This window comes from Streptomyces sp. NPDC051207 (genome assembly GCF_040682395.1).
Classification (GTDB): Bacteria; Actinomycetota; Actinomycetes; order Streptomycetales; family Streptomycetaceae; genus Streptomyces.
Map to the genome: position 1 here is coordinate 1 of NZ_JBFBAX010000007.1, position 26311 is coordinate 26311.

Annotated in this window: 22 protein-coding genes; 9 read left to right on the forward strand and 13 right to left on the reverse strand. The window is 71.9% G+C overall.

Features of this window, described 5'->3' with window-relative positions; translation table 11 throughout:
- Window positions 1-248 precede the first annotated feature (248 nt).
- From AB0M97_RS09375 to AB0M97_RS09385, 3 genes are all read left to right on the forward strand, one after another.
- A complete protein-coding gene (locus AB0M97_RS09375; protein WP_365960153.1) occupies window positions 249-854 on the forward strand; it encodes a LysE family translocator in 606 nt (201 codons plus the stop codon).
- Window positions 855-944: 90 nt separating this feature from the next.
- Entirely contained in the window at window positions 945-1949 is a 1005-nt protein-coding gene (locus AB0M97_RS09380; protein ID WP_365960154.1) for an aldo/keto reductase, read from the forward strand.
- Window positions 1950-1975: 26 nt separating this feature from the next.
- Entirely contained in the window at window positions 1976-2566 is a 591-nt protein-coding gene (locus AB0M97_RS09385; RefSeq protein WP_365960155.1) for a TetR family transcriptional regulator, read from the forward strand.
- A gap of 82 nt (window positions 2567-2648) precedes the next feature.
- Here AB0M97_RS09385 and AB0M97_RS09390 read toward each other — a convergent pair whose 3' ends face one another.
- Together AB0M97_RS09390 and AB0M97_RS09395 are read right to left on the reverse strand one after the other, a co-directional pair.
- A complete protein-coding gene (locus AB0M97_RS09390; protein ID WP_365960156.1) occupies window positions 2649-3281 on the reverse strand; it encodes a GNAT family N-acetyltransferase in 633 nt (210 codons plus the stop codon).
- A gap of 67 nt (window positions 3282-3348) precedes the next feature.
- A complete protein-coding gene (locus AB0M97_RS09395) occupies window positions 3349-3600 on the reverse strand; it encodes a hypothetical protein (RefSeq protein WP_365960157.1) in 252 nt (83 codons plus the stop codon).
- A 158-nt stretch (window positions 3601-3758) separates the two neighbouring features.
- Between AB0M97_RS09395 and dusB the strand changes: the two genes are divergently transcribed.
- Window positions 3759-4913 carry a tRNA dihydrouridine synthase DusB gene (gene dusB / locus AB0M97_RS09400; protein ID WP_365960158.1) on the forward strand — a complete coding sequence of 385 codons (1155 nt, stop codon included), beginning with the start codon at window positions 3759-3761 and terminating at the stop codon, window positions 4911-4913.
- On the opposite strand, the gene AB0M97_RS09405 is transcribed toward dusB, so the two are convergent.
- Entirely contained in the window at window positions 4876-6861 is a 1986-nt protein-coding gene (locus tag AB0M97_RS09405) for a glycogen debranching N-terminal domain-containing protein (protein ID WP_365960159.1), read from the reverse strand. The two genes, dusB and AB0M97_RS09405, sit on opposite strands and share 38 nt — an antisense overlap.
- Window positions 6862-7354: 493 nt before the next feature.
- Here AB0M97_RS09405 and AB0M97_RS09410 point away from each other — a divergent pair, with 493 nt between their 5' ends.
- A complete protein-coding gene (locus AB0M97_RS09410) occupies window positions 7355-8587 on the forward strand; it encodes an ROK family protein (RefSeq protein ID WP_365960160.1) in 1233 nt (410 codons plus the stop codon).
- A 460-nt stretch (window positions 8588-9047) separates the two neighbouring features.
- Window positions 9048-11741: a pyruvate, phosphate dikinase gene (ppdK, locus tag AB0M97_RS09415; protein WP_365960161.1), complete on the forward strand. Its 2694-nt coding sequence runs from the start codon at window positions 9048-9050 to the stop codon at window positions 11739-11741.
- A 146-nt stretch (window positions 11742-11887) separates the two neighbouring features.
- Here the strand turns inward: ppdK and AB0M97_RS09420 are convergent, their stop codons facing one another.
- From AB0M97_RS09420 to AB0M97_RS09445, 6 genes are all read right to left on the reverse strand, one after another.
- Window positions 11888-12331 carry an NUDIX domain-containing protein gene (locus AB0M97_RS09420; RefSeq protein ID WP_365960162.1) on the reverse strand — a complete coding sequence of 148 codons (444 nt, stop codon included), beginning with the start codon at window positions 12329-12331 and terminating at the stop codon, window positions 11888-11890.
- A complete protein-coding gene (locus tag AB0M97_RS09425; RefSeq protein WP_365960163.1) occupies window positions 12328-12987 on the reverse strand; it encodes a dTMP kinase in 660 nt (219 codons plus the stop codon). Before AB0M97_RS09425 ends, AB0M97_RS09420 begins: the two co-directional genes overlap by 4 nt.
- A complete protein-coding gene (locus tag AB0M97_RS09430; protein WP_365960164.1) occupies window positions 12984-13445 on the reverse strand; it encodes a hypothetical protein in 462 nt (153 codons plus the stop codon). The genes AB0M97_RS09425 and AB0M97_RS09430 overlap by 4 nt, the downstream gene beginning before the upstream one ends.
- Before the next feature lie 5 nt (window positions 13446-13450).
- Window positions 13451-14521 carry a cobalamin-dependent protein gene (locus tag AB0M97_RS09435; protein WP_365960165.1) on the reverse strand — a complete coding sequence of 357 codons (1071 nt, stop codon included), beginning with the start codon at window positions 14519-14521 and terminating at the stop codon, window positions 13451-13453.
- 12 nt (window positions 14522-14533) lie between these two features.
- Complete coding sequence (locus tag AB0M97_RS09440; protein WP_365960166.1) at window positions 14534-15337, reverse strand: hypothetical protein; 804 nt, start codon at window positions 15335-15337, stop codon at window positions 14534-14536.
- An 84-nt stretch (window positions 15338-15421) separates the two neighbouring features.
- Window positions 15422-15688 (reverse strand): hypothetical protein, encoded by a 267-nt coding sequence (locus AB0M97_RS09445; RefSeq protein ID WP_365960167.1) that lies wholly within the window; start codon window positions 15686-15688, stop codon window positions 15422-15424.
- A 941-nt stretch (window positions 15689-16629) separates the two neighbouring features.
- Here AB0M97_RS09445 and AB0M97_RS09450 point away from each other — a divergent pair.
- A complete protein-coding gene (locus AB0M97_RS09450; protein WP_365960168.1) occupies window positions 16630-17979 on the forward strand; it encodes a hypothetical protein in 1350 nt (449 codons plus the stop codon).
- 673 nt (window positions 17980-18652) lie between these two features.
- Here AB0M97_RS09450 and AB0M97_RS09455 read toward each other — a convergent pair.
- Window positions 18653-19807 (reverse strand): alkaline phosphatase PhoX, encoded by a 1155-nt coding sequence (locus tag AB0M97_RS09455; RefSeq protein ID WP_365960169.1) that lies wholly within the window; start codon window positions 19805-19807, stop codon window positions 18653-18655.
- A 262-nt stretch (window positions 19808-20069) separates the two neighbouring features.
- Between AB0M97_RS09455 and AB0M97_RS09460 the strand changes: the two genes are divergently transcribed.
- Window positions 20070-20996, forward strand: coding sequence for an oxidoreductase (locus AB0M97_RS09460; protein WP_365960170.1), 927 nt, complete (start codon window positions 20070-20072; stop codon window positions 20994-20996).
- A 61-nt stretch (window positions 20997-21057) separates the two neighbouring features.
- Here the strand turns inward: AB0M97_RS09460 and nirD are convergent, their stop codons facing one another.
- Genes nirD through AB0M97_RS09475 form a run of 3 tightly spaced genes read right to left on the reverse strand, consistent with a single transcriptional unit; the run spans window position 21058 to window position 25252 of the window.
- Window positions 21058-21417, reverse strand: coding sequence for a nitrite reductase small subunit NirD (gene nirD / locus AB0M97_RS09465; RefSeq protein WP_365960171.1), 360 nt, complete (start codon window positions 21415-21417; stop codon window positions 21058-21060).
- The gene (nirB, locus tag AB0M97_RS09470; RefSeq protein WP_365960172.1) at window positions 21414-24038 is read right to left on the reverse strand and encodes a nitrite reductase large subunit NirB; all 2625 of its coding nucleotides are present in this window, start codon (window positions 24036-24038) and stop codon (window positions 21414-21416) included. The genes nirD and nirB overlap by 4 nt, the downstream gene beginning before the upstream one ends.
- Window positions 24038-25252: an FAD-dependent oxidoreductase gene (locus tag AB0M97_RS09475; RefSeq protein WP_365960173.1), complete on the reverse strand. Its 1215-nt coding sequence runs from the start codon at window positions 25250-25252 to the stop codon at window positions 24038-24040. The genes nirB and AB0M97_RS09475 overlap by 1 nt, the downstream gene beginning before the upstream one ends.
- A 201-nt stretch (window positions 25253-25453) precedes the next feature.
- Here AB0M97_RS09475 and AB0M97_RS09480 point away from each other — a divergent pair, with 201 nt between their 5' ends.
- Window positions 25454-26242 (forward strand): TSUP family transporter, encoded by a 789-nt coding sequence (locus tag AB0M97_RS09480; protein WP_365960174.1) that lies wholly within the window; start codon window positions 25454-25456, stop codon window positions 26240-26242.
- Window positions 26243-26311 lie beyond the last annotated feature (69 nt).

Genomic DNA, 26311 nt, shown 5'->3' on the forward strand with positions numbered 1-26311 from the left:
GTGCAGATGTCGCAATCCACACCGAACCCAGAAGGCCCTCACCCGTTCAAGCACCCAGCACGCGTGTCACCAACGTCCCGGGACAGCACACCTAGCCGCCCGCCGCACCCGTAACGCCCATCCGTCCCCGGCTCGTCCGGGTGGCGGGTGGGCGTTCGCCTTGCTCCGCCGCCGGTTCCCGATTGGTCCCCGATACGGGCGGCGCATTGGCCCTGCCGCCGGGCCGGTGCCGCGGCCAGGGTGGCTCCATGAGCCTCACGTTCCTGCTGACCACCCTCGTCGTGGTCGTCACGCCCGGTACCGGACTCGTCTACACCCTCGCCGCGGGCATCGGCCGGGGAGGGCGCGCGAGCGTCGTCGCGGCGGCCGGCTGCACCCTCGCCATCGTCCCGCACGTCCTGGCCACGGTCACCGGGCTCGCCGCGCTGCTGCACGCCGGCGCGACCGCCTTCCAGGCCGTCAAGTACGCCGGTGTCGCCTACCTGCTCTACATGGCCTGGGCGACGCTGCGGGACAAGGAGGCGCTCACCGTGGACGCGGGTGCCGCGCCGCCCGCCCTGCGCCGCGTGATCGTCACGGCGGTCCTGATCAACCTCCTCAACCCCAAGGTGACGATCTTCTTCCTGGCCTTCCTGCCCCAGTTCGTCGCCCCGGGGGAGCCGCGGGCGGCCCTGCGGATGCTGGGCCTCGGCGGCGTCTTCATGCTCGTGACCTTCGTCGTCTTCGCGGCCCTGGGCGTCCTCGCGGCCTCGGTGCGCGACCGGGTGATCGAACACCCCCGGGTGATGGCCTGGCTGCGGCGGACGTTCGCGGGCTCGTTCCTGGTGCTGGGGGCCACGCTGGCGAGCGAATGACACGAGGTGCCAACAGATGACAGATATTGAAATCTGTCATCTGTCATGCGACAGTGGTGTCGTTCCCCCACGGCACTCCAAGGAGCCCTCATGGAAACCCGCCCCCTCGGCACCACCGGCCCCCGCGTCTCCGCCCTGGGTCTCGGCTGCATGGGCATGTCCGCGCTCTACGGCGACGCGGACCGCGCCGAATCCGTCGCCACCCTCCACGCCGCCCTCGAAGCGGGCGTCACCCTGATCGACACCGGCGACTTCTACGGCATGGGGCACAACGAGATCCTCATCGGCGAGGCGCTGCGCTCCGCACCCCCGGCCCGCCGCGAACAGGCCCTGCTCAGCGTCAAGTTCGGCGCCCTGCGCGACCCCGACGGCGGCTGGCTCGGCTACGACGGCCGGCCCGCCGCCGTGAAGAACTTCGCGGCCTACTCCCTCCAGCGGCTCGGCGTCGACCACATCGACGTCTACCGGCTCTCCCGCCTCGACCCGGACGTGCCGATCGAGGAGACCGTCGGTGCCGTCGCCGAACTCGTCGAGCGGGGCCACGTCCGCCACATCGGCCTCAGCGAGGTCGGCGCCGCCACCATCCGCCGCGCGGCGGCCACCGCCCCCATCACCGACCTCCAGATCGAGTACTCCCTGATCTCCCGCGGCATCGAGGACACCATCCTGCCCACCACCCGCGAACTGGGCATCGGCATCACCGCCTACGGCGTCCTGTCCCGCGGCCTGATCTCCGGCCACTTCGGCCGCGACCGGCAGCTCCCCGCGGGCGACTTCCGCGCCCACTCGCCCCGCTTCCAGGGCGACAACCTCCAGCGCAACCTCGACCTCGTGGACGCCCTGCGGAAGATCGCCGCACAGCACGGCGTCTCCGTCGCGCAGATCGCCATCGCCTGGGTGCTCTCCCGCGGCGAGGACATCGTGCCGCTCGTCGGCGCCCGCACCCGCGAGCGGCTGACCGAGGCCCTCGGCGCCCTCGACGTGCACCTCGCCGAGTCCGATCTGGCCGCGATCGAGGCGGCCGTACCCGCGGACGCGGTCGCCGGCGAGCGCTACCCGGCCGCGCTCATGGCCCACCTCGACAGCGAACGCTGACGAGGGCTGCGGGTACCGTCTCCCCCATGGCACCGACCAGCGAGATCCTGACCGCCGAGCGCATTCTCGAGGCGACCGAGGAAGTGCTGCGCCGCCACGGACCGGCCAAGGCGACCGTGGTGGACGTGGCCCGCGCGCTCGGCGTCAGCCACGGCAGCGTCTACCGCCACTTCCGCACCAAGGCGGCGCTGCGCGAGGCGGTCACCAAGCGCTGGCTGGACCGTACGTCGCAGGCGCTGGCCGGCATCGCCGACGAGGACGGCGACGCGGAGGCGCGGCTGCGGGAGTGGCTGAGGGTGCTGTTCGAGGCCAAGCGGCGCAAGGCGGGCCTGGACCCGGAGCTGTTCGCCACGTACACGGTCCTCGCCGGGGAGAACGGCGAGGCCGTCCACGAGCACATCGCCGACCTGACCGGGCAGCTGACGCGGATCGTCCAGGACGGCATGTCCGCCGGGACCCTCCGCCCGGCCGACCCGGCCGTCACCGCCCGCGCCGTCTTCCAGGCCACCGGCCGCTTCCACGACCCCGGCTACGCCCAGGAGTGGGAACAGCCCGGTGTCGAGGAGGAGTTCGGGGCGGTCGTGGACCTGGTGCTGCGGGGGCTGCGCGCGGTGTGACCGGGTCGGCCCTCGCGGCGGCCGACGGGTGGCAGCCCGCTCACGTCGGCGTCTCCCGCTGGTCGCGCCGGTCGCACCGGTGTCACAGACGGTCCGCGTCCGCCGTCGTCCGGCCCAGGTAGGCCACCGGGCCCGGGTCCGGTACGTCGATCTCGTGGAACCCCAAGCGGTCGTAGAAGGCGCGGGCCGGGACGTTCGCGGTCGCCATGCACAGATGGACCGCCGGGACGCCCCGGTCCCGCAGGGTGCCCAGCAGGGTCCGCATCAGGGCGCGTCCGTACCCGCGGCCCTGCCACTCGGGGAGCAGGTCGATGTGCAGGTGGGCCGGGTGGTCGGCGACCTCCGGGACGACCATCCGCTCCGGGTTGTGCAGCAGCCCCAGCATCACCTCGTCCGGCGTGACGGGCGGCCCGGACGGCTCGGGGTAGCGGTCCGCGACCAGCGGCAGCCACTCGGTGCGGAAGGCGGCGGCGAAGGCGGGGGTGTCCGCCGCGCCGATGACGTAACCGACCGCCCGCCCGTGCCCGTCGTCCAGGACGAAGGCCAGCTCGGGCTCCAGATGGACGTAGGGAGCCGCGAAGATCAGGGGGAGGAGGCCGGGGTCCGCGTACACGGGGCGGCTGTCCTGGCCGTTGTGCGCGGTGCGGATGCAGATGTCGTCGAGGGCCGCCCGGTCCTCGGGGCGGTACGGGCGTACGGCGGCAGACGTGGTCACGGCGGCATCCTGCCCGCTGCGAGAGCGCTCCCACAAGGGGTTTCCCGCGCGAGCCGCCCCCGACGGATCACGCGCGGCGCCCTGCCCCTCGGCCCGGGTGCACCGTCCCCTCATGGGCCCCGGCCGGGTTCACCGTCGCCTGGTGGGCCTGCGCCAGGTGCTCCTCGGCCTTCAGCCACGGCAGGAACTGCGCGCCCCGGCGCCAGCCGCACGTGTCGCACCGGATCGTGCGCTGCACCCCCGTGCGCTGCACGTGGACCACGTGCTGCCTGCCGTGCTGGTCCCAGCGGTTCACCTTGCTCGTGTCGATCTCTGACATGACGCCTCCGGCGGCCGGGGACAGGGACGACAAGGAGTGTGCCCCGTGGGCGGCATCTCACCGCGGCGCCCGCAGGAGTCGGCCGAGTCGGCCGGGCCGTGCCCGTGCCCGCCGCCCGGGCTGCGCGGGCACCTGCCGGCATGCGGGACAATGGGGCAATGCCCACGTCCACGTCCACGACGACCTCGCCCCTCATGATCGGCCCCCACCTGGTGCGGCCGCCTGTCGTGCTCGCCCCGATGGCCGGGATCACCAACGCGCCCTTCCGCACGCTGTGCCGGGAGTTCAGCGGCGGCAAGGGCCTGTTCGTCAGCGAGATGATCACCACCCGGGCACTGGTCGAACGCAACGACAAGACCATGCAGCTGATCAAGTTCGACGCGAGCGAGCGGCCCCGCTCGATCCAGCTGTACGGCGTCGACCCGGCGACCGTCGGCAAGGCCGTCCGCATGATCGCGGAGGAGGGCCTCGCCGACCACATCGACCTGAACTTCGGCTGCCCCGTGCCGAAGGTCACGCGCAGGGGCGGCGGCTCCGCCCTGCCCTTCAAGCGGAACCTGCTGCGGGCCATCCTGCGCGAGGCGGTCAGCGGCGCCGGGGACCTGCCGGTGACGATGAAGATGCGCAAGGGCATCGACGACGACCACCTCACCTACCTCGACGCCGGCCGCATCGCCGTCGAGGAGGGCGTCACCGCCATCGCCCTGCACGGCCGCACCGCCGCCCAGCACTACGGCGGCACCGCCGACTGGGACGCCATCGCCCGCCTGAAGGAGCACGTCCCGGAGATCCCCGTGCTCGGCAACGGCGACATCTGGTCGGCCGAGGACGCCCTGCGCATGGTGCGCGAGACCGGCTGCGACGGCGTGGTCGTGGGCCGCGGCTGCCTGGGCCGCCCGTGGCTGTTCGCGGATCTCGTCGCCGCCTTCGAGGGCCGCACCGGCGACGTCGCCCGGCCCGCCCTGCGCGAGGTCGCCGACGTGATGGTGCGGCACGCGACGCTGCTCGGGGAGTGGATCGGCGACGAGGCGCGCGGCGTCATCGACTTCCGCAAGCACGTCGCCTGGTATCTGAAGGGCTTCGCCGTCGGCTCCGAGATGCGCAAGCGGCTCGCCGTGACGTCCTCGCTGGCCGAACTGCGCGCCGGGCTCGACGAGCTGGACCTCGACCAGCCCTGGCCGGCCGGCGCCGACGGGCCCCGCGGCCGTACGTCCGGCAACAACCGCGTGGTGCTGCCGGACGGCTGGCTCAAGGACCCGTACGACTGCGCGGGCGTCACGGAGGACGCGGAACTGGACACCTCGGGCGGCTGACGCCGTCCCGCTGGACGCCCCCGACCGCCGTGAGCAGCGCCAGGGGGGCCGCCGCCGAACGGGAGTCCCGCCGGCAGGCGTGCGGGTACGGCACCGGCTCCGGGTGCGTGTCGCGGCCGTAGCCGGCGAGGACCTCCGGCAGCCGGTGACCCGTCGCGGTCGCCGCCTCGACCAGGCCGCGCGCGACCTCCCGCGCCTCGTCGTGCAGGCCGTAGCGGGCCAGGCCGAGCGCGATCAGCGCGTTGTCGTGCGGCCACACCGAACCGCGGTGGTACGACAGCGGGTGGTACGCCGGCTGCCCGGCCGCCAGCGTCCGCACGCCCCAGCCGGAGAAGAAGTCCGGCTCCAGCAGCCGCCGGCCGACCAGTTCGCCGTACTCCTTGTCCAGCAGCCCCGACCACAGCAGGTGCCCCGCGTCGGAGGCCAGCGCGTCCACGTGGCCGCCCCGTCCGTCGAGCGCGAGCGCCGGGAAGGCGTGGTCGGGCATCCAGAAGTCCCGCTGGAAACGGTCGCGGAGGTCGCCCGCCGCCTGCTCCAGCAGCGCCGCGTACACCGTGTCGTCCCACACCGTGCGCGCCAGCGACGCCGTGCGCAGCAGCGCGTCGTACGCGTAGCCCTGGACGCCTGCCGCCGTCACCGGGCCGGTGGGGCGGTCGCCGTCGGCGGAGCAGATGGAGCCGGGGGAGTCCTTCCAGTTCTGGTTGGCGAGCCCGCCCCGGTCGGCGCGGTAGACGAGGTAGCCGCGCGAGGTGAGCCCGCCGTGGTCCAGCATCCAGCCGACCGCGGCCCGGGCGTGCGGCTCCAGACGGCGGGCGAGGTCGGTGTCGCCGGTCTGCTCGACGTACGCGCCGAGCAGCACCAGGAACAGCGGCGTGGCGTCCACCGAGCCGTAGTAGCGGCCGTACGGCACCTGCCCGAAGTGGGCGAGTTCGCCCTGCCGGACCTCGTGCACGATCTTGCCCGGCTGGGCGACGGCGTGCGCGCCGGTCTCCGTGGCCTGGGTGGCGGCGAGCGCCAGGAGCGTGGCCGCGGCCGGCCGCGGGCGGTAGGGCAGGGCGAACAGGGAGGCGAGCAGCGCGTCGCGGCCCAGCAGGGTGAGGAACCAGGGCGCGCCGCCGGCCGGCACCCGCAGCTCCTCCCCGTCGGGCCCGGTCGCCGGGACCTGGAGCGCGGCGAGGTCGGACAGGCCCCGGGCACAGGCCGTGGCCAGCTCCGGCCGGTCGGCCGGGAGGGTCACGCCCCGCACGAACTCCGCCTCGCGGGCGCGGATCCGCTCGTGCACGGCGGACGGCGAACGCTCCACCCTCAGCGCCCGTTTCTCGCCGTGCGGCCGGGCGATGACGCGCAGGATCAGCTCGGCGGTGCCGTGCGGCTCCAGGCCGACCGTCCACACCAGGCGGCGCGCCCCGGTGCCGGTCTCCTCCACGGCGTCCGGCGCCGGGTCGCAGGTCACCGTCGTCACGGACCGCCATGCGCCGCGCCGGTAGGTGAACTCCACCCCGTGATCGAGGACTTGGCGGGAGCGGGTGGCGCCGGGCTTGGGGTAGGTGCGGTGGTCGCAGCGCAGCTCGAACTGGTCGGTGAAGTCGGCGTCGGCGGTGATCGCGATGTGGACCGTCGTCGGCACCGGGCGGTTGCCGGTCACGCGCAGCGACTCGACGAAGGAGCCGTCCCCGACCGCCTGTTCCCTGAACAGCGTGTAGCCGGGCGGCTCCTGGCGCCCGCCGCGCGGCACGAGCACGCAGCGGGCGGTGTCCCCGTCGGTGACGGGCGTCAGCGTCTCGGGCACCGCCCCGTCGACGGTGAGCTGCCACCGGCTCAGATGGCGCGCGTCGCGCACGAACAGTCCGTCGGGGGAGCCGGCGTCGCGTACTCCGCTGATGTCGCCGCCGTCGCCCACGGCGGCGAACGTGCCGCCGTGCACGAGCAGATGGTGCCGGTCGGTCATCCCCGGACCCCTCCCTCGGCTGCCGTGTCGGTGTCTCCGGGCGTACGGGACGCGCGGGGTCCGGGACGCGGCCGGTGGGGCGGGCCGGGCCGCCCGGGTCCGGCCGGGTGGAGCGGGGGGCGCCGGTACGGGCCCCGCGAGGGAACGGTGGAGGTCTCCGTCCAGTTGTCATGGAGGGCGCGCGCGGCCCCGGCGGGCGTCCCGGTGGCGGAACCCGGCGCCGCGGGGGCACGCAACGCGGCGGCCGGATCGTATGCGACGCCTCCGGCGGTCGTCGGCGCCCCGCGCGCGGGGCAAGGAGAGGAGAAGAGGGTGACCGTGGGACGGCCGAAAGGGCCGGTGGCTCGAAGGGGGAGTCGGGGCGTGCGATCCACTCAGGGCTCCCTGAAGACGTCTGGCCGAGCGGTTCGGCAATAGCTACCGTAGAGTTACGCCTATTTAACAAGCAAAACGCAATATGTAATGCAGGATTGGGAAATACAAGGGGGTGCGCATGAACGGATCCGGGACGAAGGGCAGGGCCGGCAGAGCGGGCGGCCAGGCGAGCGCCGGCGACCTGCTCCAGCTGGTGCGCACTGGCCGCGCCACCACGCGCGGCGCGCTCCAGCAGGTCACGGGGCTGTCCCGCGCCACCGTCGGCCAGCGCCTCGACCGGCTGTTCCGGGCGGGCTGGCTGCGCGAGGGCGCCGGGGGCCCGGTGGACTCGCCGCTGGGCGGGCGCCCCTCGATCACGCTGGAGTTCGACGACGCACACGCCGTCGTCCTCGCCGCCGACCTCGACACCCGGCACGCCCGCGCGGCCGTGCTGTCCCTCGGCGGCGACCTGCTCGCCGAGCACTCCGGCGCGCTGGCCATCCAGGACGGCCCCGACGCCGTCCTCGGCGAGCTCGGCGGCTGGTTCGCCGCGCTGCTGGAGAAGGCGGGCAGAGGCGCGGACGAGGTCTGCGGCATCGGCCTCGCGGTGCCCGGCCCCGTCGACAGCGCCTCCGGCCGCGTGGTGCAGCCGCCGATGATGCCCGGCTGGGACGGCTACGACATCCGCGGCCGCCTCGCCAGGGCCTTCACCGAGCACACCGGCGCCGGGCCGGTGCCGGTGCTGGTGGACAACGACGCGAACCTCATGGCGTACGGCGAGCAGCGCACCGGGTACCCGGACTGCTCGGCGTTCGTGCTGGTGAAGGTCTCCACGGGCATCGGCGCCGGGGTCGTGGTGGGCGGCACCATCTACCGGGGCATCGACGGCGGCGCCGGGGACATCGGGCACATCCGCGTCCCGGAGGGCGCCGGGGCGCTGTGCCGGTGCGGTTCCTACGGCTGTCTGGCCGCCCTGGCCAGCGGTGGCGCCGTGGCGGGGCGGCTGGCCGAGGCCGGGGTGCCGGCGGCGTCCGGCTCGGACGTGCGGGACCTGCTGGCGTCCGGGCACCCGGAGGCGGTCGGGCTGGCGCGGGAGGCGGGGCGGCAGGTCGGGGACGTCCTGGCGACGGTCGTGACGCTGCTCAACCCCGGCGTGCTGATGATCGCGGGGGATTTGGCCGGAACACCCTTCGTGACGGGCGTGCGGGAACTGCTGTACCAGCGGGCGCTGCCGCGCTCCACCGCCCGTCTGGAGGTCGTCACCTCGCGGCTCGGGGAGCGGGCCGGGCTGGTGGGCGCCGGGGCGCTGGTCGTGGAGCATCTGTACGCGCCGGAGCGGGTGGAGGAGCGCCTGCTGGAGCTGGGGGTGTGACAGCCGCGTTTCCGTCCCGGGACGCCGTCCGGATGGTGAAATCCCGGCGGCTGTGGCAGCGTGATTCTCGCCACCCTTGATAAGGATTGCGCTCACATGAGCGGATCGTGAGCGGCTGTACTTCTCCAAGGGGTGACACTCAGTGCCACCCCTTGATCGTTCATCGACCGAAATCATTCGTGCCGAGAGCTGCTCGTATGAGCGCCAATGTGCGCCTGTGAAGGTTGCTGTGTTCAAGAAGTGAAAACATCCGTCGGCGACGGCTTGCCAAGCCTTGACTTTCGATCCGCTGGCGGACGAGTGGTTACGGGCCCATGACGCACAAGTGGACGTACCCAGGTGCCTTCGATCTGGGTACATTCCCCGGCGTCAGGGCAGCCACCGCGTCCTCGAGGAGTCGAGACCCGTGTCGGAAAACAAAGATCTCCACGGAACCCAGCCGGGCCACAGCGTTGAGGGCGTGAAGTTCGTTTACGACTTCACCGAGGGCAACAAAGACCTCAAGGACCTCCTCGGCGGCAAAGGAGCCAACCTCGCCGAGATGACGAACCTCGGCCTCCCCGTCCCGCCCGGCTTCACCATCACCACCGAGGCCTGCAAGACCTACCTCGACAGTGGCGAGGAGCCGGCGGCACTGCGTGACGAGGTGAGTGCGCACCTCGAAGCCCTCGAGGCGAAGATGGGCAAGAAGCTCGGCCAGGCCGACGACCCGCTGCTGGTCTCCGTGCGCTCGGGCGCGAAGTTCTCCATGCCCGGCATGATGGACACCGTCCTCAACATCGGCCTGTCCGACGAGTCGGTGCAGGGCCTCGCCCAGCAGGCCGGCGACGAGCGCTTCGCGTGGGACTCCTACCGCCGCCTCATCCAGATGTTCGGCAAGACCGTCCTCGGCGTCGACGGGGACCTCTTCGAGGACGCGCTGGAGAAGGCCAAGGAGGCCAAGAAGGTCACGGTCGACACCGAGCTGGAGGCCGCCGACCTCAAGAAGCTGGTCACCCGCTTCAAGAAGATCGTCAAGGCCGAGACGGGCCGCGACTTCCCGCAGGAGCCGCGCGAGCAGATGGACCTCGCCATCCGCGCGGTCTTCGACTCCTGGAACGGCGAGCGCGCCAAGCTCTACCGCCGCCAGGAGCGCATCCCGCACGACCTCGGCACCGCCGTCAACGTGTGCTCCATGGTCTTCGGCAACCTCGGCCCGGACTCCGGCACCGGCGTCGCCTTCACCCGCGACCCCGCCTCCGGCCACCAGGGCGTCTACGGCGACTACCTCCAGAACGCCCAGGGCGAGGACGTCGTGGCGGGCATCCGCAACACCGTGCCGCTCGCCGAGCTGGAGCGGATCGACAAGAAGTCCTACGACCAGCTCATGCAGATCATGGAGACCCTGGAGAACCACTACAAGGATCTCTGCGACATCGAGTTCACCATCGAACGCGGCACGCTGTGGATGCTCCAGACCCGCGTCGGCAAGCGCACGGCGGGCGCCGCCTTCCGCATCGCCACCCAGCTCGTGGACCAGGGCCTGATCGACGAGGCCGAGGCGCTCACCCGCGTCAACGGCGCCCAGCTCGCGCAGCTGATGTTCCCGCGCTTCGACGAGAGCGCCAAGGTCGCGCAGGTCGGCCGGGGCATCGCGGCGTCGCCGGGCGCGGCGGTCGGCAAGGCCGTCTTCGACTCGTACACGGCCGTGAAGTGGTCCCGCTCCGGCGAGAAGGTCATCCTGATCCGCCGCGAGACCAACCCCGACGACCTGGACGGCATGATCGCGGCCGAGGGCATCCTGACCTCCCGCGGCGGCAAGACCTCCCACGCGGCCGTCGTCGCGCGCGGCATGGGCAAGACCTGTGTGTGCGGCGCCGAGGAGCTGGAAGTCGACACCAAGCGGCGCCGGATGACGGTGCCGGGCGGGCACGTCGTGGAGGAGGGCGACGTCATCTCCATCGACGGCTCGTCCGGCAAGGTCTACCTGGGCGAGGTGCCGGTGGTGCCCTCCCCGGTCGTGGAGTACTTCGAGGGCCGCATGCACGCGGGCGCCGAGGACGCCGACGAACTGGTCGAGGCCGTCCACCGCATCATGGCCTTCGCCGACCGCAAGCGCCGGCTGCGGGTGCGCGCCAACGCGGACAACGCCGAGGACGCGCTGCGCGCACGCCGGTTCGGCGCCCAGGGCATCGGCCTGTGCCGCACGGAGCACATGTTCCTGGGCGACCGGCGTGAGCTGGTCGAACGGCTGATCCTGGCGGACACGGAGACGGAGCGCGAGGAGTCCCTGAAGGAACTGCTCCCCCTCCAGAAGCAGGACTTCGTCGAACTCTTCGAGGCGATGGACGGCCTGCCGGTGACCATCCGCCTCCTCGACCCGCCGCTGCACGAGTTCCTGCCCGACATCACGGAGCTGTCGGTCCGTGTCGCCCTGGCCGAGTCCCGCCAGGAGCCGCACGAGAACGAGCTGCGCCTGCTCCAGGCCGTCCACCGGCTGCACGAGCAGAACCCGATGCTGGGCCTGCGCGGCGTGCGCCTCGGGCTGGTCATCCCCGGCCTGTTCACCATGCAGGTACGGGCGATCGCCGAGGCCGCGGCGGACCGCAAGCGCGCCAAGGGCGACCCGCGCGCGGAGATCATGATTCCGCTCGTCGGCACCGTCCAGGAGCTGGAACTCGTCCGCGACGAGGCCGACAAGGTCATCGCCGAGGTCCAGGAGGCCTCGGGCACCGAGCTGAAGCTGGCGATCGGCACGATGATCGAGCTGCCGCGCGCCGCGCTGACCGCCGGCCAGATCGCCGAGGCGGCGGAGTTCTTCTCCTTCGGCACGAACGACCTCACCCAGACGGTGTGGGGCTTCAGCCGGGACGACGTGGAGGCGAGCTTCTTCACGGCCTACCTGGAGAAGGGCATCTTCGGTGTCTCGCCGTTCGAGACGATCGACAAGGACGGCGTGGGCTCGCTGGTGAAGTCGGCGGCGAAGGCGGGCCGCGAGACGCGCCCCGACCTGAAGCTCGGCGTCTGCGGCGAGCACGGCGGCGACCCGGAGTCGGTCCACTTCTTCCACGAGGTCGGCCTCGACTACGTCTCCTGCTCCCCGTTCCGCATCCCGGTCGCCCGCCTGGAGGCCGGCCGCGCGGCGGTCACGTCGAACGGCAGCGACCACCGGTAGCCCGGCCGTCGGAACCCCGGAACCGCCGCCTGTCACCCTGACGACCCTCACCGACGGGGCGGCGGTTCCGGACCGCGGAGAGAGGACGGCGCCCTGTGCGGGGGTGCCGTCCTCCTCCATCTGTCGGCCAGAAGGCGCAATGTTTCTTACTGCCAGCCGTGCAGTGTCAGGGCGCCGGTCTGGCTGAGGCAGCCGCGTAGGCCCGCCGCGGGGTACTCGATGATGTCCTCGGGGAGGTCGTGGTCGGCGAACCACTGGAGCGCGAGGCACTTCTCGGGCTCCTTGTTGCGGGGCGCGCCTTCCCAGCGGGTGGCCTTGAAGAAGAAGCCGATGCGCTCCGAGCCGTCTTCCTGTTGGTGGTGCACGACGTGCCGGAGTTCCAGGTGTTCGGGGTCGACCCTGACGTCGGTCTCCTCGAACAGTTCGCGGGCGGCCCCGGTGGGGAGGGTTTCGCCCCGGTCGAGCTTGCCGGACGGCAGATGCCATCGGCGGTAGCCGTAGGGCCCTCCTCTTTGCGAGAGGAGGATCTTGTCTCCGTCGCAGAGAAGGACGTGGGTGTCGATGATGGGCTGTGCCGGCTGTCCGCTCATGGTTCCTGGGGGGTCGGGGTGGTGCCTGGAGCGTCTGACGGTAGTAGGCGAGCGGGGAGCATGTCGGCTATTCGCAGCGCGACCTCCGATGGAGGTACGTCCGTGCTGTCGATCACAAGCACCTTGGACCCGAGTTCTTCGAGGGTGATCGCGGCATCGCGGTACAGCTCGACTTCCCGTACGGGCGCTGTGGGGTCGGCTCGGAAGCGGTGGGTGATGCCGGCCTGGTCGATGCGTTCGGCGATCGTGCTGGGGGAGGCGGTAAGGATCACCGCCAGGTCGGGCTGGGGCGCATAGTCGTTGAGCATCAGCAGGAAGTCCACCGGAACGCCGTCGAGCCGTTGGAGTACGAGCGTGGAGGCCAGGTAGCGGTCGGAGATCAGCAGTGTGCTGCGGTCGAGCGCGGGGGCAATGGTCGTTTCGATGTGCCGGTAGCGGGCGGCTGCGACGAGGCAGGCCAGCGCGAGGCCGTGAAGCCGGCTGCCGTGCGTGCGGGTGAAGTCCCCGAGGAAGTCCCCGCGGGGCGGCTCGACGGTCCACTGGACTTGCCTGCCCTGCTCGGAGAGCTGGGCTCGCAGCTCGCGGATCGTGGTGGACTTGCCCACGCCGCTCGGGCCGTCGATCGAAACGAAGAAGCCTTTGCGGTCTCCGGTCATGCGGCTGCTCCCGTCCCGGCCTGGTTCCGTTCGTGCTGCTCGCGGGTGAGCGTTGCGAGCGTGGAGCGGATCTCGTGCAAGGGCACGTCGCCGAACTGGATACCCACGGAGAAGTTGAATTCGTCGCGCTGCCGCATGTGCTCGTCGGCGCCGTCCCGGGTGAGGTCGACGTCGCTGTAGGCGAGCAGGTCGTCCGGGTCGTACCTGGCCTCTTCGACGAGAGACTTCCACACGGGTGTGGCTGGGTAGGGACGGAACTCGAAGACGCTGGCCCGGATGTCACCGGGGTGCTGGTCGGAGATGGCCCACAGATTGCGGATGTGCCGAACGGTGGCTTCCAGGTCCTGCTTGGTCTCGCCGGGGAAACCGAGGATGAAGTAGCCCTTCACGCCGATGCCGTGGGCGACCAGGCGGCGGGCGACGCGCTCGGTCATCTCGGCGTCGATCCTCTTGTCCATCGCGGTCAGGATGCGGTCGCTGCCGGATTCGATGCCGAGGCCACCTCGCGCAGTCCGTTGGTGACGAGACGGTCCAAGTCGTGGTCGGTGAGCCGGTTGAGGACGTTGATGCGCCCGGTGGCGTCCCACACGTACCGGTCGCCGATCTTGTGGCGGGTGAAGGCTTCCATCTGCTCGTCGATGACCCGTCCCACGCCGAGGAACAGGTCGTCGACGAAGCGGAAGGCGGTCACGCCGTATGCCTCGTGCAGCTCGTCCAGCTCACCGATGATGTTCTCGGGGGAGCGCACGCGGATGGTGACGTCTGGGTTGGCGGAGACGGCGGCGCCGCAGAACGTGCAGTTGTAGGGGCAGCCGCGACTCCCGACGATGTTCGCCTCCCACTGCCCTCGGCCGGTGATCCCGCCGAGCCAGGGCCGTTCGCAGGCCAGTCGGAGCCCGCTCGCAGTCGGCGGGGCAAGGTATGGGTCCTGCGGGAGGAACGCGCGATTGACGTACGGCAGCCTGTCGATGTCGGGCGCGAGGAGTGCCGCGCTGTGCCTGCGTTCGGCGATGCCGGCGGCCCGGGTGTCCAGCAGAGGGTCGCGCCACAGGACACCCGGCAGCGTGCGCCGATTCTGCTCGTCCTCAAGGAGGGCGGCGACGCGCAGTTCTCCCTCGCCGAGGACGAGGGCGCGCAGGTGACGCATGCGGGGGTCGGCGAGGACCCGGTCCGGCATGGCCTTGGCGTGGTGACCGCCGGCCATGAGTGCGACGCCGGGATCGAGCCGGTCGGCGATCCTCGCGGACATCTCATAGGTGGGGGCCAGCAGGTTCATGGCGGCCCAGCGAGGCGCGGCCTCGTTGACGAACCGTGCCGTCTCCTCGATGCCGAGACCGTGCGCTTCGGCGTCGAGCACGCCGACGTTGTAGCCGCGCTGCTGAGCGTAGGTGGCGATGTACGCCATGCCGAGTACGGGGAGCGTGTAGTCGTTGGTCCGGGGCCGCAGGGTGTAGTTACGCAGCGGCGCGTTGATGAACAGGGCGTCCAGCGGGTGACGCTCGTCGGCGCCCGCGATCAGCGGTAATTGCCGCATGGGTCCTCCATGTCATCGGGCATGCGCCCCCCAGGTGAGGGTGGCGAGGGTCAGGGTGTGCAGTGCGGTGCGGTCGGTCCCCGCCCAGCCGGACCACAGCGGACCGAATGTCTTGTCCTTCTTGCCGGGCCACGGATGGGCAGGGGCGATCTTGGCGGCCCAGGTACGTACGGCCAGGTCGTCGTGCGGGTAGACACTGAAGTCACCTGTGTAGTCCGCCGCGGCGGCAGCGGCGGTCCACGGGCCGATGCGCGGGATGTGAGTGAGCGCGAGCGCCAGGTCGCCGGCGGACAGGCGCTCCCACTCGCGGTGGGCCCGCTCGTACTCGGTTGCGGCTGCTTGCAAGGCGCTGCGGTGGAATTTTGCGCCCACAGCGGCGAACTGGTCGTCGGACAGGTCGAGGACCGCCGCCGGGGCGGGCGCGACGGCGAGCCTGTCCTGGAAGCCCGCTGAAGTCGTGCCGTAGGTGCTGCACCAGGTGCGGTACAGCTTGCGGGCCTGGTCGGCGCGTACGACCTGACGCAAGATCGTCGTGGTGATCGCGTCCCACAACCACGGGTTCGCCAGGCGCTGGGTGACACCCAGCTCGGCAAGTCCGCTGCGGAGCGCGGCCGGGGCGGCGGGCGGGAGGTGAGCGGGGTCGGTGGCGACGAACTCAGGCTTGACGTCTTCGGTTCCCTCAACGCATGCCAGGTGCAGGCCGTCCCGGTTGTGGGTCACGGCCCAGATCCCGGACGCCGTGCGGACGGCACGCGCGTGTGTGCCGTCCTCGTAGGTGTGCCAGGCGGGGTGATCGGTGGTCAGGACGTTGCTCATCGGTTGCTCCTCGGTGTGCCGAATGTGCTCCGTAGCCTCTCGCGTCCCAGCCGTGCGACGCGCCGCGGCCACGGATTTGAGCCGTCAACTGATGAGGTTGCGTTCGATCAGGTAGGCGCGCATGCGCTGGGACTCGGCGAGCGTGCACGGGCAGGACTCCTGCGGCTCGTCCCCCGGCGTCGCGGCCTCCGGCCAACCGTCCCGCGGCGGCATCAGTTCCTCGGCCGCGTGAGACAGCTTCTTGCGGCGCGGCCCGCGCAGGAACACCGTGACTGTGTGGGGCTCCGTCACGGCCTGGTGGACCATCGCATCGCCGATCGTGTAGGTGCTGCCGGGCCGCTCGACCGTCACGACGGCCGGTTCCCGGTCCGCGCCGGTGAACGGGCCGGTCCAGCCGTTGCCGGTTGAGCAGCAAAGTGACGCGGCTGGCGGACAGGCGCTGCGGATCGTGCTGGACGTTGGTGAGGAGCGTGAGGTTCCAGGAGACGACGCAGAACTCATCATCATCGGGGCTCCACGGATTCCCTCTCAGGGTGTGCGGGCGCATGCCGGAATTCGGACAGGGGTTGTGCAGGAGGTTGGGCAACCCGTTCGGAGAAGCGGCGGTCCTCCTCGGCCTGCAGTTGAGCCATCGGGGCCGGACCGGGCCGTCCGCCGGTGCTGAGTACCGCGCCCGCCAGTACGCAGACAGCACCGAGAAGCAGTAACTTCGCCATGGGTTCTCTCCGGATCAGGCCCCGCTGCCGGAACCGGAACCGTTCCGGCAGCGGGGGTTGTCCCGTGCTCACCAACGCCGGGGGACAACGCCGACGAACACGGGGGTTCAGGGGGTGACGGACGAACAACTCGTCCATGCACCGCGCCGATGTCGTCCAGCAGGACGTCACCGTCATAGGGAGTCCACTTCCGGATCTTCGCCAGGAGGTCGGCCAGTTCCGTCGTGTCCAGAGGTGGTGTCCATGTCGGGGTGGCGAGGGCGGTCACGTCCGCTCCTCAGCAGGGACAGGGAGACAGCACCAGGTCTCCGCGCCGGCATCGGCGGTACCCCACGCGCCGCCGTATTCCTTGTCGTCCCGGAGCGGACGGTCGGGGCGGCGCTCATGGCAGAGGTTGTCCCCCGCCGCGGCGGCGCCTCGTCTCAATGGTGGTGCGTTGGTCACCTCTGCTCCCAAGGGCCGAGATCAGTGCTTGACTCGTAAGAGGTAACCGTGTGGTCACTGTCTGCGGGTACCGTTGGGAGCAGGTGGGACCGTGAACGCCGTGAACGCCAGGAGCTGTCGGGAGTTGAGGTCATGGCCACGAGGAAACGCACGCCCAACCCTGCTTTGGACAGGCTTCTTGAGCAGGCACGATGGACGCGTACACAGTTGGCCCAGCAGGTGAACCGACTCGGCCCACAGGCTGGGCTTGAACTTTCGTACGACCGCACGGCCGTTTCGCACTGGATCGCCGGTACGCCGCCGAAACCTGAAGTCAGGCCGCTGATTGTTGAGGCGCTGTCCGCTCGGTTGGGGCGGCCGGTCACCCATGCGGAGGCCGGCCTTCAACCCGCCGTGTCCGTCGACGGCTCTCAACCAGCCGACATTGTGGAGGAGTTGGTCGACCTAGGAAGGGCGGATATGGACCCACCCCGTCGCGGTGTCCTGGCCGCGACTCTGTTCTCTGCTGCCTTGTCCGTGCCTGCGTTCCAGCACACGGCACGGGCCGCCGGCACCCCGTTCACCTCGGGCAGGGCCACCGCCCGGATCGGCGCCTCCCAAGTTGCGTCGGTGCGCTCCATGACGGAGCGGATTGCCGGCATTCTTGATGAGTTCGGCGCCGGCCACGCCCGGCCTATGGCGGCCGCGTTCCTCGTCAACACCGTCGGGCCATGGCTCAAAGCGCAGGCATCCGAACCAGTGAAGCGGGACATGCTCGCCGCCGCATCGGACCTGACTTACCTGACCGGGTGGATGGCCATGTACGAGAAGGCCCACGGCCTGGGGCAGAAGTATTACGTCCAAGCGCTCAAACTCGCTGATGAAGCGGGCGACCACGTGACCTACTGCCGGACGCTGCGTGGCATGTCGCTCCAGGCGTCGAACCTCCGGCACGGGCGGATGGCGCTGGAACTGGCGGACTCCGCGGCGGAGGCCGCGCCGTCGGCCGGCCCGCGATTGGTGGCGTTCTTGCGCGGCCAGCAGGCCCACGCGGCAAGCATGGTTGGAGACCGCCACCAGGCCCACACACGGCTACGTGAAGCTGAGACGGCACTCTCAAAGGCCGACAACCGGCGCGACGCGATCGGCGGCTACGACCAGACGGCATATCTGTTCTACGTCTCTCATGTGCTGCTGGAGGAGAACGACCTGCCGGGCAGCATTGACGCCATGAAGCAGTCCATCAAAGTGCAGCCGGCCAACGAACGGCAGGGCCGCGTCCACGCATACGCGCTCCTGGCACAGCGGCAACTCGGGTACGGGCATGTGGAGGCGTCGTGCGAGTCGTGGGGCCGGTTCCTGGACGAGTACGAGCACGTGTCGTCTGTCCGCGGTGACGACCACTTCGCCACGATGAGGAAAGAACTCGCGCCGTACGCCAAGACGCGCGCGGTGCGGCAACTGTCCGGCCGGATGCACGAGGTGGCGGCGGCCAAGGCCTGAAAAGGGGACGCTCCGGGGGAGCTCGCCGTGCTGGTCTTCGGGCGGCTCGCCGCGGCCGTCACCGCGGGCCTGTCCTACCTCGCCCTTCGCTGGGTGGCCGTCCCGATCGGCGTCCGTGTCCTGCTCTGCGTGGCGTTCGCCGTGCTGCTGGCGAGATCCTGCACCGCGCCGGGTGGATCGCCTTCCTGTCCTTCGTGCCCGGCGTGTTCATCCTGGTCGGCGCCGTGCAGTACGCGCCCGAGGCGGCGCTGGAGGCGCGGGGCGTGCGCGAGAACGTCGTGATCGTGGCCGACAGCGTCGAGGAAGACGGGCGGCGACAACCACCGGTACACGCTGCGCACCGCCGACGGCGAGGAACTCCGGGACAAGCTCACCCACAACGGCGACACCTGGGCGCCCGAGGTCGGGGACCGGCTCGGCGTCGTCCTCGACCCGGAGGGCGTCGTGCCGATGGAGGAGGCCGACGACATGGACCCGGCCGGCCGGCTACAGGGCCTGATCGCCGGCATCGTGACGTGGACGCTCCTGACGCTGCTCGCGGGGCAGCGGGGATGCGTGCGCCGCCGCAAGGACAAGAGACTCCCTGCTGCTGTCCCTCGGACAACGCCCGTCCGGTACTGCGGGGCGGGGTGCCACCGATGGATGGCGCCCCGCCGTCTGCCGCCGGTCCTTGTCAGGTCCGGAACGGCCCCTTCACCTCGTACGTGATGCCGCCCGACGACAGGCCCGTCGTACCCCGCTGGCTGGAGAAGTACAGGCGGGTGCCGTCCGGGGAGAAGGCCGGGCCCGTGATCTCCGAGGACGACTGGTTGTCGATGCGCAGGAACGGTGCCACCACGTCGTCCGGCGTGATCACGCAGATGTCCATCGTGCCGCCGTCCTCCGCGACGAACAGGTCGCCGGAGGAGGAGCCGGTGACGTTGTCGACGCCGGTCAGCGGGGCCGTGCCGGACACCAGGGAGTCGTCGTAGGCGAGCTCTACGGTCTGGGCCGCCGCGTTGTACTGCCAGACCCGGCCGTCGCCCTTGGTGGTGAACCAGCACGTGTCGTTCGCGTAGTAGCAGCCCTCGCCGCCGTTGAAGCGCTTGGCGCCGGACACCTGGGCGCGGGTGGCGGTGGCGCCGGTCGGGTCGGGGACGCGGGCCCAGGTCACGGGGCCGCTCGTGCCGGTGCCCGCCACCATGACCTCCAGGGTGCCGGAGGACAGGTCGCCCCAGGTGGTGGGGCGGAAGCGGTAGAAGCAGCCGTCGGACACGTCCTCCGTCATGTAGACGACCCGGCGCACCGGGTCGGCCGCCGCCGCCTCGTGCTTGAAGCGGCCCATCGCGTCGCGCCGGACGGCCGCCTTCACGCCCCACGGGTCCGTCTCGTAGACGTAGCCGCGGTCCACCTCCTCGCAGGACAGCCAGGTGTTCCACGGGGTCTTGCCGCCCGCGCAGTTCTGCCGCGTGCCGGACAGGACGCGGTACGCCGCCGTGATCGTGCCGGTGGAGGAGAACTTCAGCGCGCTCGCGCCGCCGGACGGGTTGATCTCGGAGTTGGACACGTAGATCCAGCCGGTGCCGTCGGCGTAGCAGGCGCCACCGTCGGGGGCGTTGTGCCAGGTGTACGACGTGCCGGTGACCGTCCGGCCGGACCGGGCGACGACCCGGCTGGTGAAGCCGCTGGGGAGCCGGATGCCGTTGGCGTCGGGCGCGCCCAGCGGGCCGTACGGGCCGGTGCCGGGCTGGGCCGGCGCGGCGTACGCGGCGCCGCGCCACAGCGTCCCGCCGAGGGCGGCGGACGAGCCGCCGAGGACTGCTGCACGCAGGAGGGTACGACGTTCCACTGCTGCTCCAAGGTGCGGTGAACCGCCCCGCCACCGGTCGGCGTCGGGGTCGTGCGCTGACGGACCCTAGGCGCGTGGGGTAGACATGTCATGTACGGGTCGTGACGGGCGGGTACGGGAGTGGGTGACGAGTCCGCCACGGGCAGTCAGCTGCCCGCCGCGAACTCACCAGAAGCCTGTCACGAGCCCGCCGCGGGTGCCCGCTCCCCGTCCCTCGTAGGCTGAGGTCCGACCGCAGACCGCACGTGGTGAGGAGCCGTCCATGCCCGGCTGGACCGCGCACGACATTCCCGACCAGAGCGGCCGCGTCGCCGTCGTCACCGGGGCCAACGGCGGACTCGGGTACGTCACCGCGCGGGAGCTGGCCCGCAACGGCGCCACCGTCGTGCTGGCCTGCCGCAGCCAGACGCGCGGGCGTGCGGCGCTGGGCCGGCTCATCGAGGAAGTCCCCGAAGCGCGGGCCGAGTTGCGGACGCTCGACCTCGGCGACCTGCGTTCGGTACGGGAGTTCGCCGGCACGCTGCCGTACGAGCGGGTCGACCTGCTCGTCAACAACGCCGGCGTGATGGCACTGCCGTACGGCACGACGGCGGACGGCTTCGAGACGCAGTTCGGCGTCAACCACCTGGGGCACTTCGCCCTCACCGGGCTGCTGCTGCCCGCCCTGCTGGCCGCGCCCGGCGCCCGGGTGGTCACCGTGTCGAGCATGATGCACGCGCTGGCCAACATCGACCCCGGCGACCTCCACGGCGACCGCGCCTACCGGCCGTGGATCGCCTACGCCCGCGCCAAGACCGCCAACCTGCTGTTCACGCACGAACTCGCCCGCAGGGCGGCGGCGCACGGCGTGGACCTGCTGGCGGCGGCGGCCCATCCCGGGTACGCGGCCACCGGCCTGCTGAGCGCCGGGCCCCGGGCGTCGGGACGCCGCGTCGCGGAGCGGCTGGCAGGGCTTGGCAACCGCGTCCTCGCGCAGTCGGCCGAGGCGGGCGCCGCGCCCGTGCTGTACGCGGCGACCGCGCCCGGCGTGCGCCCGGACTCCTTCACGGGGCCGTCGTTCGCCATGTGGCGCGGGGCGCCCGCACCCTCCTGGCGGGCGCCCTGGACCCGGCACGACACGGCGGGCCGGCGCCTGTGGACCGCGTCCGAGGAACTGACGGGCGTGACGTACGACGCCCTGCCCGGCTGACCCACGAGGGCCCGCCCGAGGGCCAGGCACCCGTACGCGGCCACGACGCGCGCACCTCGTACTACGACGCCCGCACCTCGTACGTCGCCACCCGCACCCCGTCCTCGTCCAGGCACTGCCCGGACTCCAGGTCGAAGCGCTGCTTCAGCAGGGGTGAGGCGACGAACGGGCGGCCCTGGTGGGTGCCGGTCAGGCCGCGGGAGAGGACGGTCGCGCCGGTGAACGGGTCGCGGTTGTCGATCGCGTAGAGCTTGCCGCTGCGGTCCACGAACAGGGCCACCTGGCGGCCGTCGGGGAGCAGGGCCGCCACACCGCGGCCCGGGAACAGCGTGCTCAGGTCGCAGACGGTGAACCAGTCGCCGGTCCCGTCCGCCGGTCGCAGCTGGACCTTCAGGTCGGTCGTCTCGAGTGCCAGGGTCATCGCTGGGCGCTTCCTTCCAGGGCGGATTCCGTGGATTCCGTCGATCGCGTGCCGATGGTCAGCAGCGGCAGGTCGGGCTTGATCTGGTCGCGCTCGGGGACGAACGCGACGACCGGGTCGGGCGTGTCGGGGGCGTTCACGAAGGACACGAAGCGGGCCAGCTTCTCGGGGTCGTTGATGGTCTCGGCCCATTCGTCGCGGTAGTGCGCGATGTGGGCCCGCATCAGGGACTCCAGCTCGTCGCAGATGCCGAGCGAGTCGTGCACGACGACGTCGCGCACGTGGTCCAGGCCGCCCGGGATGCGCTCCAGCCAGGTCGACGTGCGCTCCAGGCGGTCGGCGGTGCGGATGTAGAACATCAGGAACCGGTCGATGAGCCGGACCAGTTCGGCGTCGGAGAGATCCTGCGCGAGGAGGTCCGCGTGGCGCGGGGTGGCGCCGCCGTTGCCGCCGACGTACAGGTTCCAGCCGTTGGCCGTGGCGATCACGCCGAAGTCCTTCGACTGGGCCTCCGCGCACTCGCGCTGGCAGCCGGAGACCGCCGACTTCAGCTTGTGCGGGGACCTGAGCCCCCGGTAGCGCAGCTCCAGGTCGATCGCCATGCGGACCGAGTCCTGGACGCCGTAGCGGCACCAGGTCTGGCCCACGCAGGACTTCACCGTGCGCAGCGACTTGCCGTACGCGTGCCCGGACTCGAAGCCGGCGTCCACCAGCCGCGCCCAGATCAGCGGCAGCTGTTCCACGCGCGCGCCGAACATGTCGATGCGCTGGCCGCCGGTGATCTTCGTGTAGAGGCCGAAGTCGCGGGCGATCTCGCCGATCACGATCAGCTTCTCGGGGGCGATCTCCCCGCCGGGGATGCGCGGCACGACCGAGTACGAGCCGTTCTTCTGCAGGTTGGCCAGGAAGTGGTCATTGGTGTCCTGCAGGGCCGCCTGCTCGCCGTCCAGGACGTAGCCGCTCGCGCCGATCACCGGGGCGAGGGAGGCGATGATCGAGCCGACGGTCGGCTTGCAGATCTCGCAGCCGTCGCCGCCCCGGGCGTCCTCGCGGCCGTGCCGGTCCAGCAGCTCCTGGTAGGAGCCGATGCGCAGGGCGAGGACGATCTCGTACAGCTCCTCGCGGGTCTGCGCGAAGCAGCCGCACAGGCCCTTGTCGACCTCGACGCCGCTCGCCTCCAGCTCGGCGGTGACGAGCTGGCCGAGCACCTTGACGCAGGAGCCGCAGCCGGTGCCGGCCTTGGTGCACTTCTTCACCTCGGGCACCGTGGTGCACTGGTGGTCGGTGACCGCGCCGCGAATGGTGCCCTTGCTGACGTTGTGGCAGGAGCAGACGATCGCGTCGTCCGGCAGCGCGGACGGGCCGAGCTGCGCCGGGGCACCGGCACCGGCCGGCAGCACCAGCGACTCGGGCGAGACCGGCGGGACGGAGCCGGTGAAGGCGCGCAGCGTGCCGTACGCCTCCGCGTCGCCGACCAGGATGCCGCCGAGCAGGGTGCCGTCCCGGGCGACGACGAGCTTCTTGTAGAGGCCCGCGCGGGAGTCGGAGTAGACGACGTCGAGGCAGTCCTCGGTGGTGCCGTGCGCGTCGCCGAAGGACGCCACGTCCACGCCGAGCAGCTTCAGCTTCGTGGACAGGTCGGCCCCGGTGAACGCGGCCTCGTCCCCGGCGATGGCCGACGCCGCCGTCTCGGCCTGCTCGTAACCGGGGGCGACCAGGCCGTACACCCGGCCGTCGGCGGTCAGCGCGCACTCGCCGATGGCGAAGACGTGCGGGTCGGACACCGTGCGGCACTGCTCGTCCACCGCGATGCCGCCGCGCTCGCCGACCGTCAGGCCGCAGTCGCGGGCCAGCTGGTCGCGGGGGCGGACACCCGCGGAGAACACCACCAGGTCGGTGGCGAGTTCGGAGCCGTCGGACAGCTTCATGCCGGTGACCGCGCCGTCCTCGCCGACCACGATCTCCTGCGTGCCGACCCCGGTGTGCACGGACAGGCCCATGTCCTCGATGGTGCGCAGCAGCGCCGCGCCGCCGCCCTCGTCCACCTGCACGGGCATCAGCCGGGGCGCGAACTCCACGATGTGCGAGGTCAGCCCGAGGCCCTGGAGTGCGCCCGCCGCCTCCAGGCCGAGCAGGCCGCCGCCGACCACGGCACCGGTCGTCGCCTTCTTGGCGTACTCCTCGATGGCGAGGAGGTCCTCGATGGTGCGGTACACGAAACAGCCGGTGGCGTCCTTGTTCGGGACGGGCGGCACGAACGGGTAGGAGCCGGTGGCCAGCACCAGGACGTCGTAGCCGACGACGAGCCCGGAGCGGGCCGTCACCTTCCTCGCCTCCCGGTCGACGGTCTCGGCCGGGTCACCGACGTGCAGCTCGATGCCGTGCCTGGCGATGAACTCCACATCCGTCATCGACAGGTCGTCGGGCGTCTTCCCCGAGAAGTACGAGGTGAGCTGCACGCGGTCGTACGCCGGACGCGGCTCCTCGCACAGCACGACCACGCGGTGCGTGGCGGTCAGGCCGCGCTCGGCGAGCGCTTCGAGGAAGCGCTGGCCGACCATGCCGTGGCCGACGAGCACGATCGTGGGGGCGGGCCGGGCGCCAAGAGCCGTCGTCGTCATCAGGAGCCTCCATCGTTGGTGAGCAGGTGGAGCAGCGGGGCGCCGTCCGCGGGGAGCGGCTCTGCTCCCTCCCAGGCGCGCGCGAGCGCGCCGACGGTGCCGAGTTCGCCGACGAGGACCCCGCCGACCAGGCGGTCGTCGCGGACGACGACCTTGCGGTAGGTGCCGCGGGTGGCGTCGGCGAGCTGCACGACGTCGTCACCGGGGCGGGGCTCCGTCTCGCCGAACGCGGCGAGGTCGAAGGCGGTCTGCCCGGCGAGCGTGAGCCGGGTCAGGGAACGGGTGCCGGTGTAGCGGGTGGTGCCGTCCCCGGCGAGCACCCCGGCCAGGGCGTCGGCCTGTTCGAGGGCCGGGGCGGCGAGCCCGTACAGCGTGCCGTCGTGCTGGGCGCAGTCGCCGACGGCGTGGATGTGCGGGTCGGAGGTGCGCAGCTCGTCGTCCACGACGACGCCCTTGTCGACGGCGAGGCCGGCGTCGCGGGCGAGGCCGACGCGCGGGTGGACGCCGCAGGCCAGGACGACGAGGTCGGCGTCGAGGGCGTAGCCGTCGGCCATCTCCACGGAGCGCACGGCGCCGGCGACGCACCGCACGTCGCGCACCCGGCACTCGGTGTGCACCTCGACGCCGAGGTCGAGCAGGTGCCGGTGGACGAGCCGGGAGGCGTTCGGGTCGAGCTGGCGCTCCATGAGCCGCTCGGACTGCTGGGCCAGCACGACCTGCGCGCCGCGCACGGCGAGGGCGCGGGCGGCGGAGACCCCGAGGAGCCCGCCTCCGATGACGACGGCGCGCACGCCGGGGCGCACGGCCTTGGACAGGCCGAGGCAGTCGTCCATGGTGCGGAACGCGTGCACGCCCTCGGGCAGTTCGTGGTCCTCGGTGAACAGCCCGCGCAGCGGCGGCAGCTTCGGGTTGGAGCCGGTGGCCAGCACGAGCGTGCCGTATCCGATCACCGAGCCGTCCGCGCAGCGCACGGTCCGCGCGGCGCGGTCGATGCCGGTGACCCGGGCGCGGGTCAGCTCCGCGGGCGCCGGCAGGGCGATCACCTCGGGGCTGTACCGCCCGGCCAGCACCTCGGCGAGCAGCACCCGGTTGTACGGCCGGTGCTCCTCCTCGCCGATCAGCAGCGCGGGCGTGCCGAGCTCGCCGAGCCGCCGGGCGAGCCGTACGCCCGCGAGCCCGGCGCCGATCACCACCACACGCGTATTCGAGGTCATGTCCAGGAGCGTGCGGTGCGGGTGTTACCCGGCAGCATCGCAACTGTTTCCCGCGCGGAACGCTGCCCTCAGCGGGGCCGGCGGGCACGTGTGAGGCTTCGGGGGCCGACCCGTGGGCCCGCTGTGAGGTGGAATCCCGCCCGGGCACACCGGTCCGGGTGGGCGGCGGCGCCCGTGACCGGCCGGGATAGGGTCACGATCGTGCCCGACATATCCCTGACCACGGTCGCCGTGCTGTGTACAGCCGCGCTCGCGGCCGGCTGGATCGACGCCGTGGTGGGCGGCGGCGGCCTGCTGCTGTTGCCGGCGCTGCTGCTCGGGCTGCCCGGCGGCACCCCGGCCGCCTACGCGCTCGGCACCAACAAGGCCGTCGCCATCGTCGGCACCACGGGCGCCGCGGTGACGTACGCCCGCAAGGCCCCGGTGGACGTGCGCACCGCCGTGCGGATCGGGCTCGCGGCGCTGGCCGGGTCGTCGGCGGGCGCCTTCTTCGCGGCCGGGATGAGCACCGAGGTCCTCAAGCCGGTGATCATGGTGGTGCTGCTGGGCGTCGCCGCCTTCGTGATCCTCAGGCCCGCCTTCGGCACCGCGCCCGCCCCGGGCCCGGCCGGCCCGCGCCGCGTCCTCGCCGCGATCGGCCTGGCGGGCCTCGGCATCGGCTTCTACGACGGCCTGGTCGGGCCCGGCACGGGAACGTTCCTGGTGCTGGCCCTCACCGCCGTGCTGCACCTGGACCTCGTCGCCGCCTCCGCCACCGCCAAGATCGTCAACTGCTGCACCAACGCCGGGGCGCTGGCGATGTTCGCCTGGCAGGGCACCGTGCTGTGGCAGCTGGCCGCCCTGATGGCCGTCTTCAACTTGGCGGGCGGCACCCTCGGCGCCCGCACCGCCCTGAAGCAGGGCAGCCGCTTCGTCCGCGCCGTCCTGCTCACGGTCGTCTTCGCGCTGGTGGCGAAGCTGGCCTACGAGCAGTGGCCGGCCCAGGGGTGATCCGGGCGGCCGGCCGGGAGCCGCGGGGTGGCGCCGGGGCCGGCGGGCTGAGCCGCTGACCAGGCAGCC

What these genes read in the sequence shown, in the direction of transcription:
- AB0M97_RS09375 (WP_365960153.1), top strand. Translation starts at nt 249, where the DNA reads ATGAGCCTCACGTTCCTGCTGACCACCCTCGTCGTGGTCGTCACGCCC.
- AB0M97_RS09380 (WP_365960154.1), top strand. Translation starts at nt 945, where the DNA reads ATGGAAACCCGCCCCCTCGGCACCACCGGCCCCCGCGTCTCCGCCCTG.
- AB0M97_RS09385 (WP_365960155.1), top strand. Translation starts at nt 1,976, where the DNA reads ATGGCACCGACCAGCGAGATCCTGACCGCCGAGCGCATTCTCGAGGCG.
- AB0M97_RS09395 (WP_365960157.1), bottom strand. Translation starts at nt 3,600, where the DNA reads ATGTCAGAGATCGACACGAGCAAGGTGAACCGCTGGGACCAGCACGGC.
- dusB (WP_365960158.1), top strand. Translation starts at nt 3,759, where the DNA reads ATGCCCACGTCCACGTCCACGACGACCTCGCCCCTCATGATCGGCCCC.
- AB0M97_RS09405 (WP_365960159.1), bottom strand. Translation starts at nt 6,861, where the DNA reads ATGACCGACCGGCACCATCTGCTCGTGCACGGCGGCACGTTCGCCGCC.
- AB0M97_RS09410 (WP_365960160.1), top strand. Translation starts at nt 7,355, where the DNA reads ATGAACGGATCCGGGACGAAGGGCAGGGCCGGCAGAGCGGGCGGCCAG.
- AB0M97_RS09420 (WP_365960162.1), bottom strand. Translation starts at nt 12,331, where the DNA reads ATGAGCGGACAGCCGGCACAGCCCATCATCGACACCCACGTCCTTCTC.
- AB0M97_RS09425 (WP_365960163.1), bottom strand. Translation starts at nt 12,987, where the DNA reads ATGACCGGAGACCGCAAAGGCTTCTTCGTTTCGATCGACGGCCCGAGC.
- AB0M97_RS09430 (WP_365960164.1), bottom strand. Translation starts at nt 13,445, where the DNA reads ATGGACAAGAGGATCGACGCCGAGATGACCGAGCGCGTCGCCCGCCGC.
- AB0M97_RS09435 (WP_365960165.1), bottom strand. Translation starts at nt 14,521, where the DNA reads ATGCGGCAATTACCGCTGATCGCGGGCGCCGACGAGCGTCACCCGCTG.
- AB0M97_RS09440 (WP_365960166.1), bottom strand. Translation starts at nt 15,337, where the DNA reads ATGAGCAACGTCCTGACCACCGATCACCCCGCCTGGCACACCTACGAG.
- AB0M97_RS09450 (WP_365960168.1), top strand. Translation starts at nt 16,630, where the DNA reads ATGGCCACGAGGAAACGCACGCCCAACCCTGCTTTGGACAGGCTTCTT.
- AB0M97_RS09460 (WP_365960170.1), top strand. Translation starts at nt 20,070, where the DNA reads ATGCCCGGCTGGACCGCGCACGACATTCCCGACCAGAGCGGCCGCGTC.
- nirD (WP_365960171.1), bottom strand. Translation starts at nt 21,417, where the DNA reads ATGACCCTGGCACTCGAGACGACCGACCTGAAGGTCCAGCTGCGACCG.
- nirB (WP_365960172.1), bottom strand. Translation starts at nt 24,038, where the DNA reads ATGACGACGACGGCTCTTGGCGCCCGGCCCGCCCCCACGATCGTGCTC.
- AB0M97_RS09475 (WP_365960173.1), bottom strand. Translation starts at nt 25,252, where the DNA reads ATGACCTCGAATACGCGTGTGGTGGTGATCGGCGCCGGGCTCGCGGGC.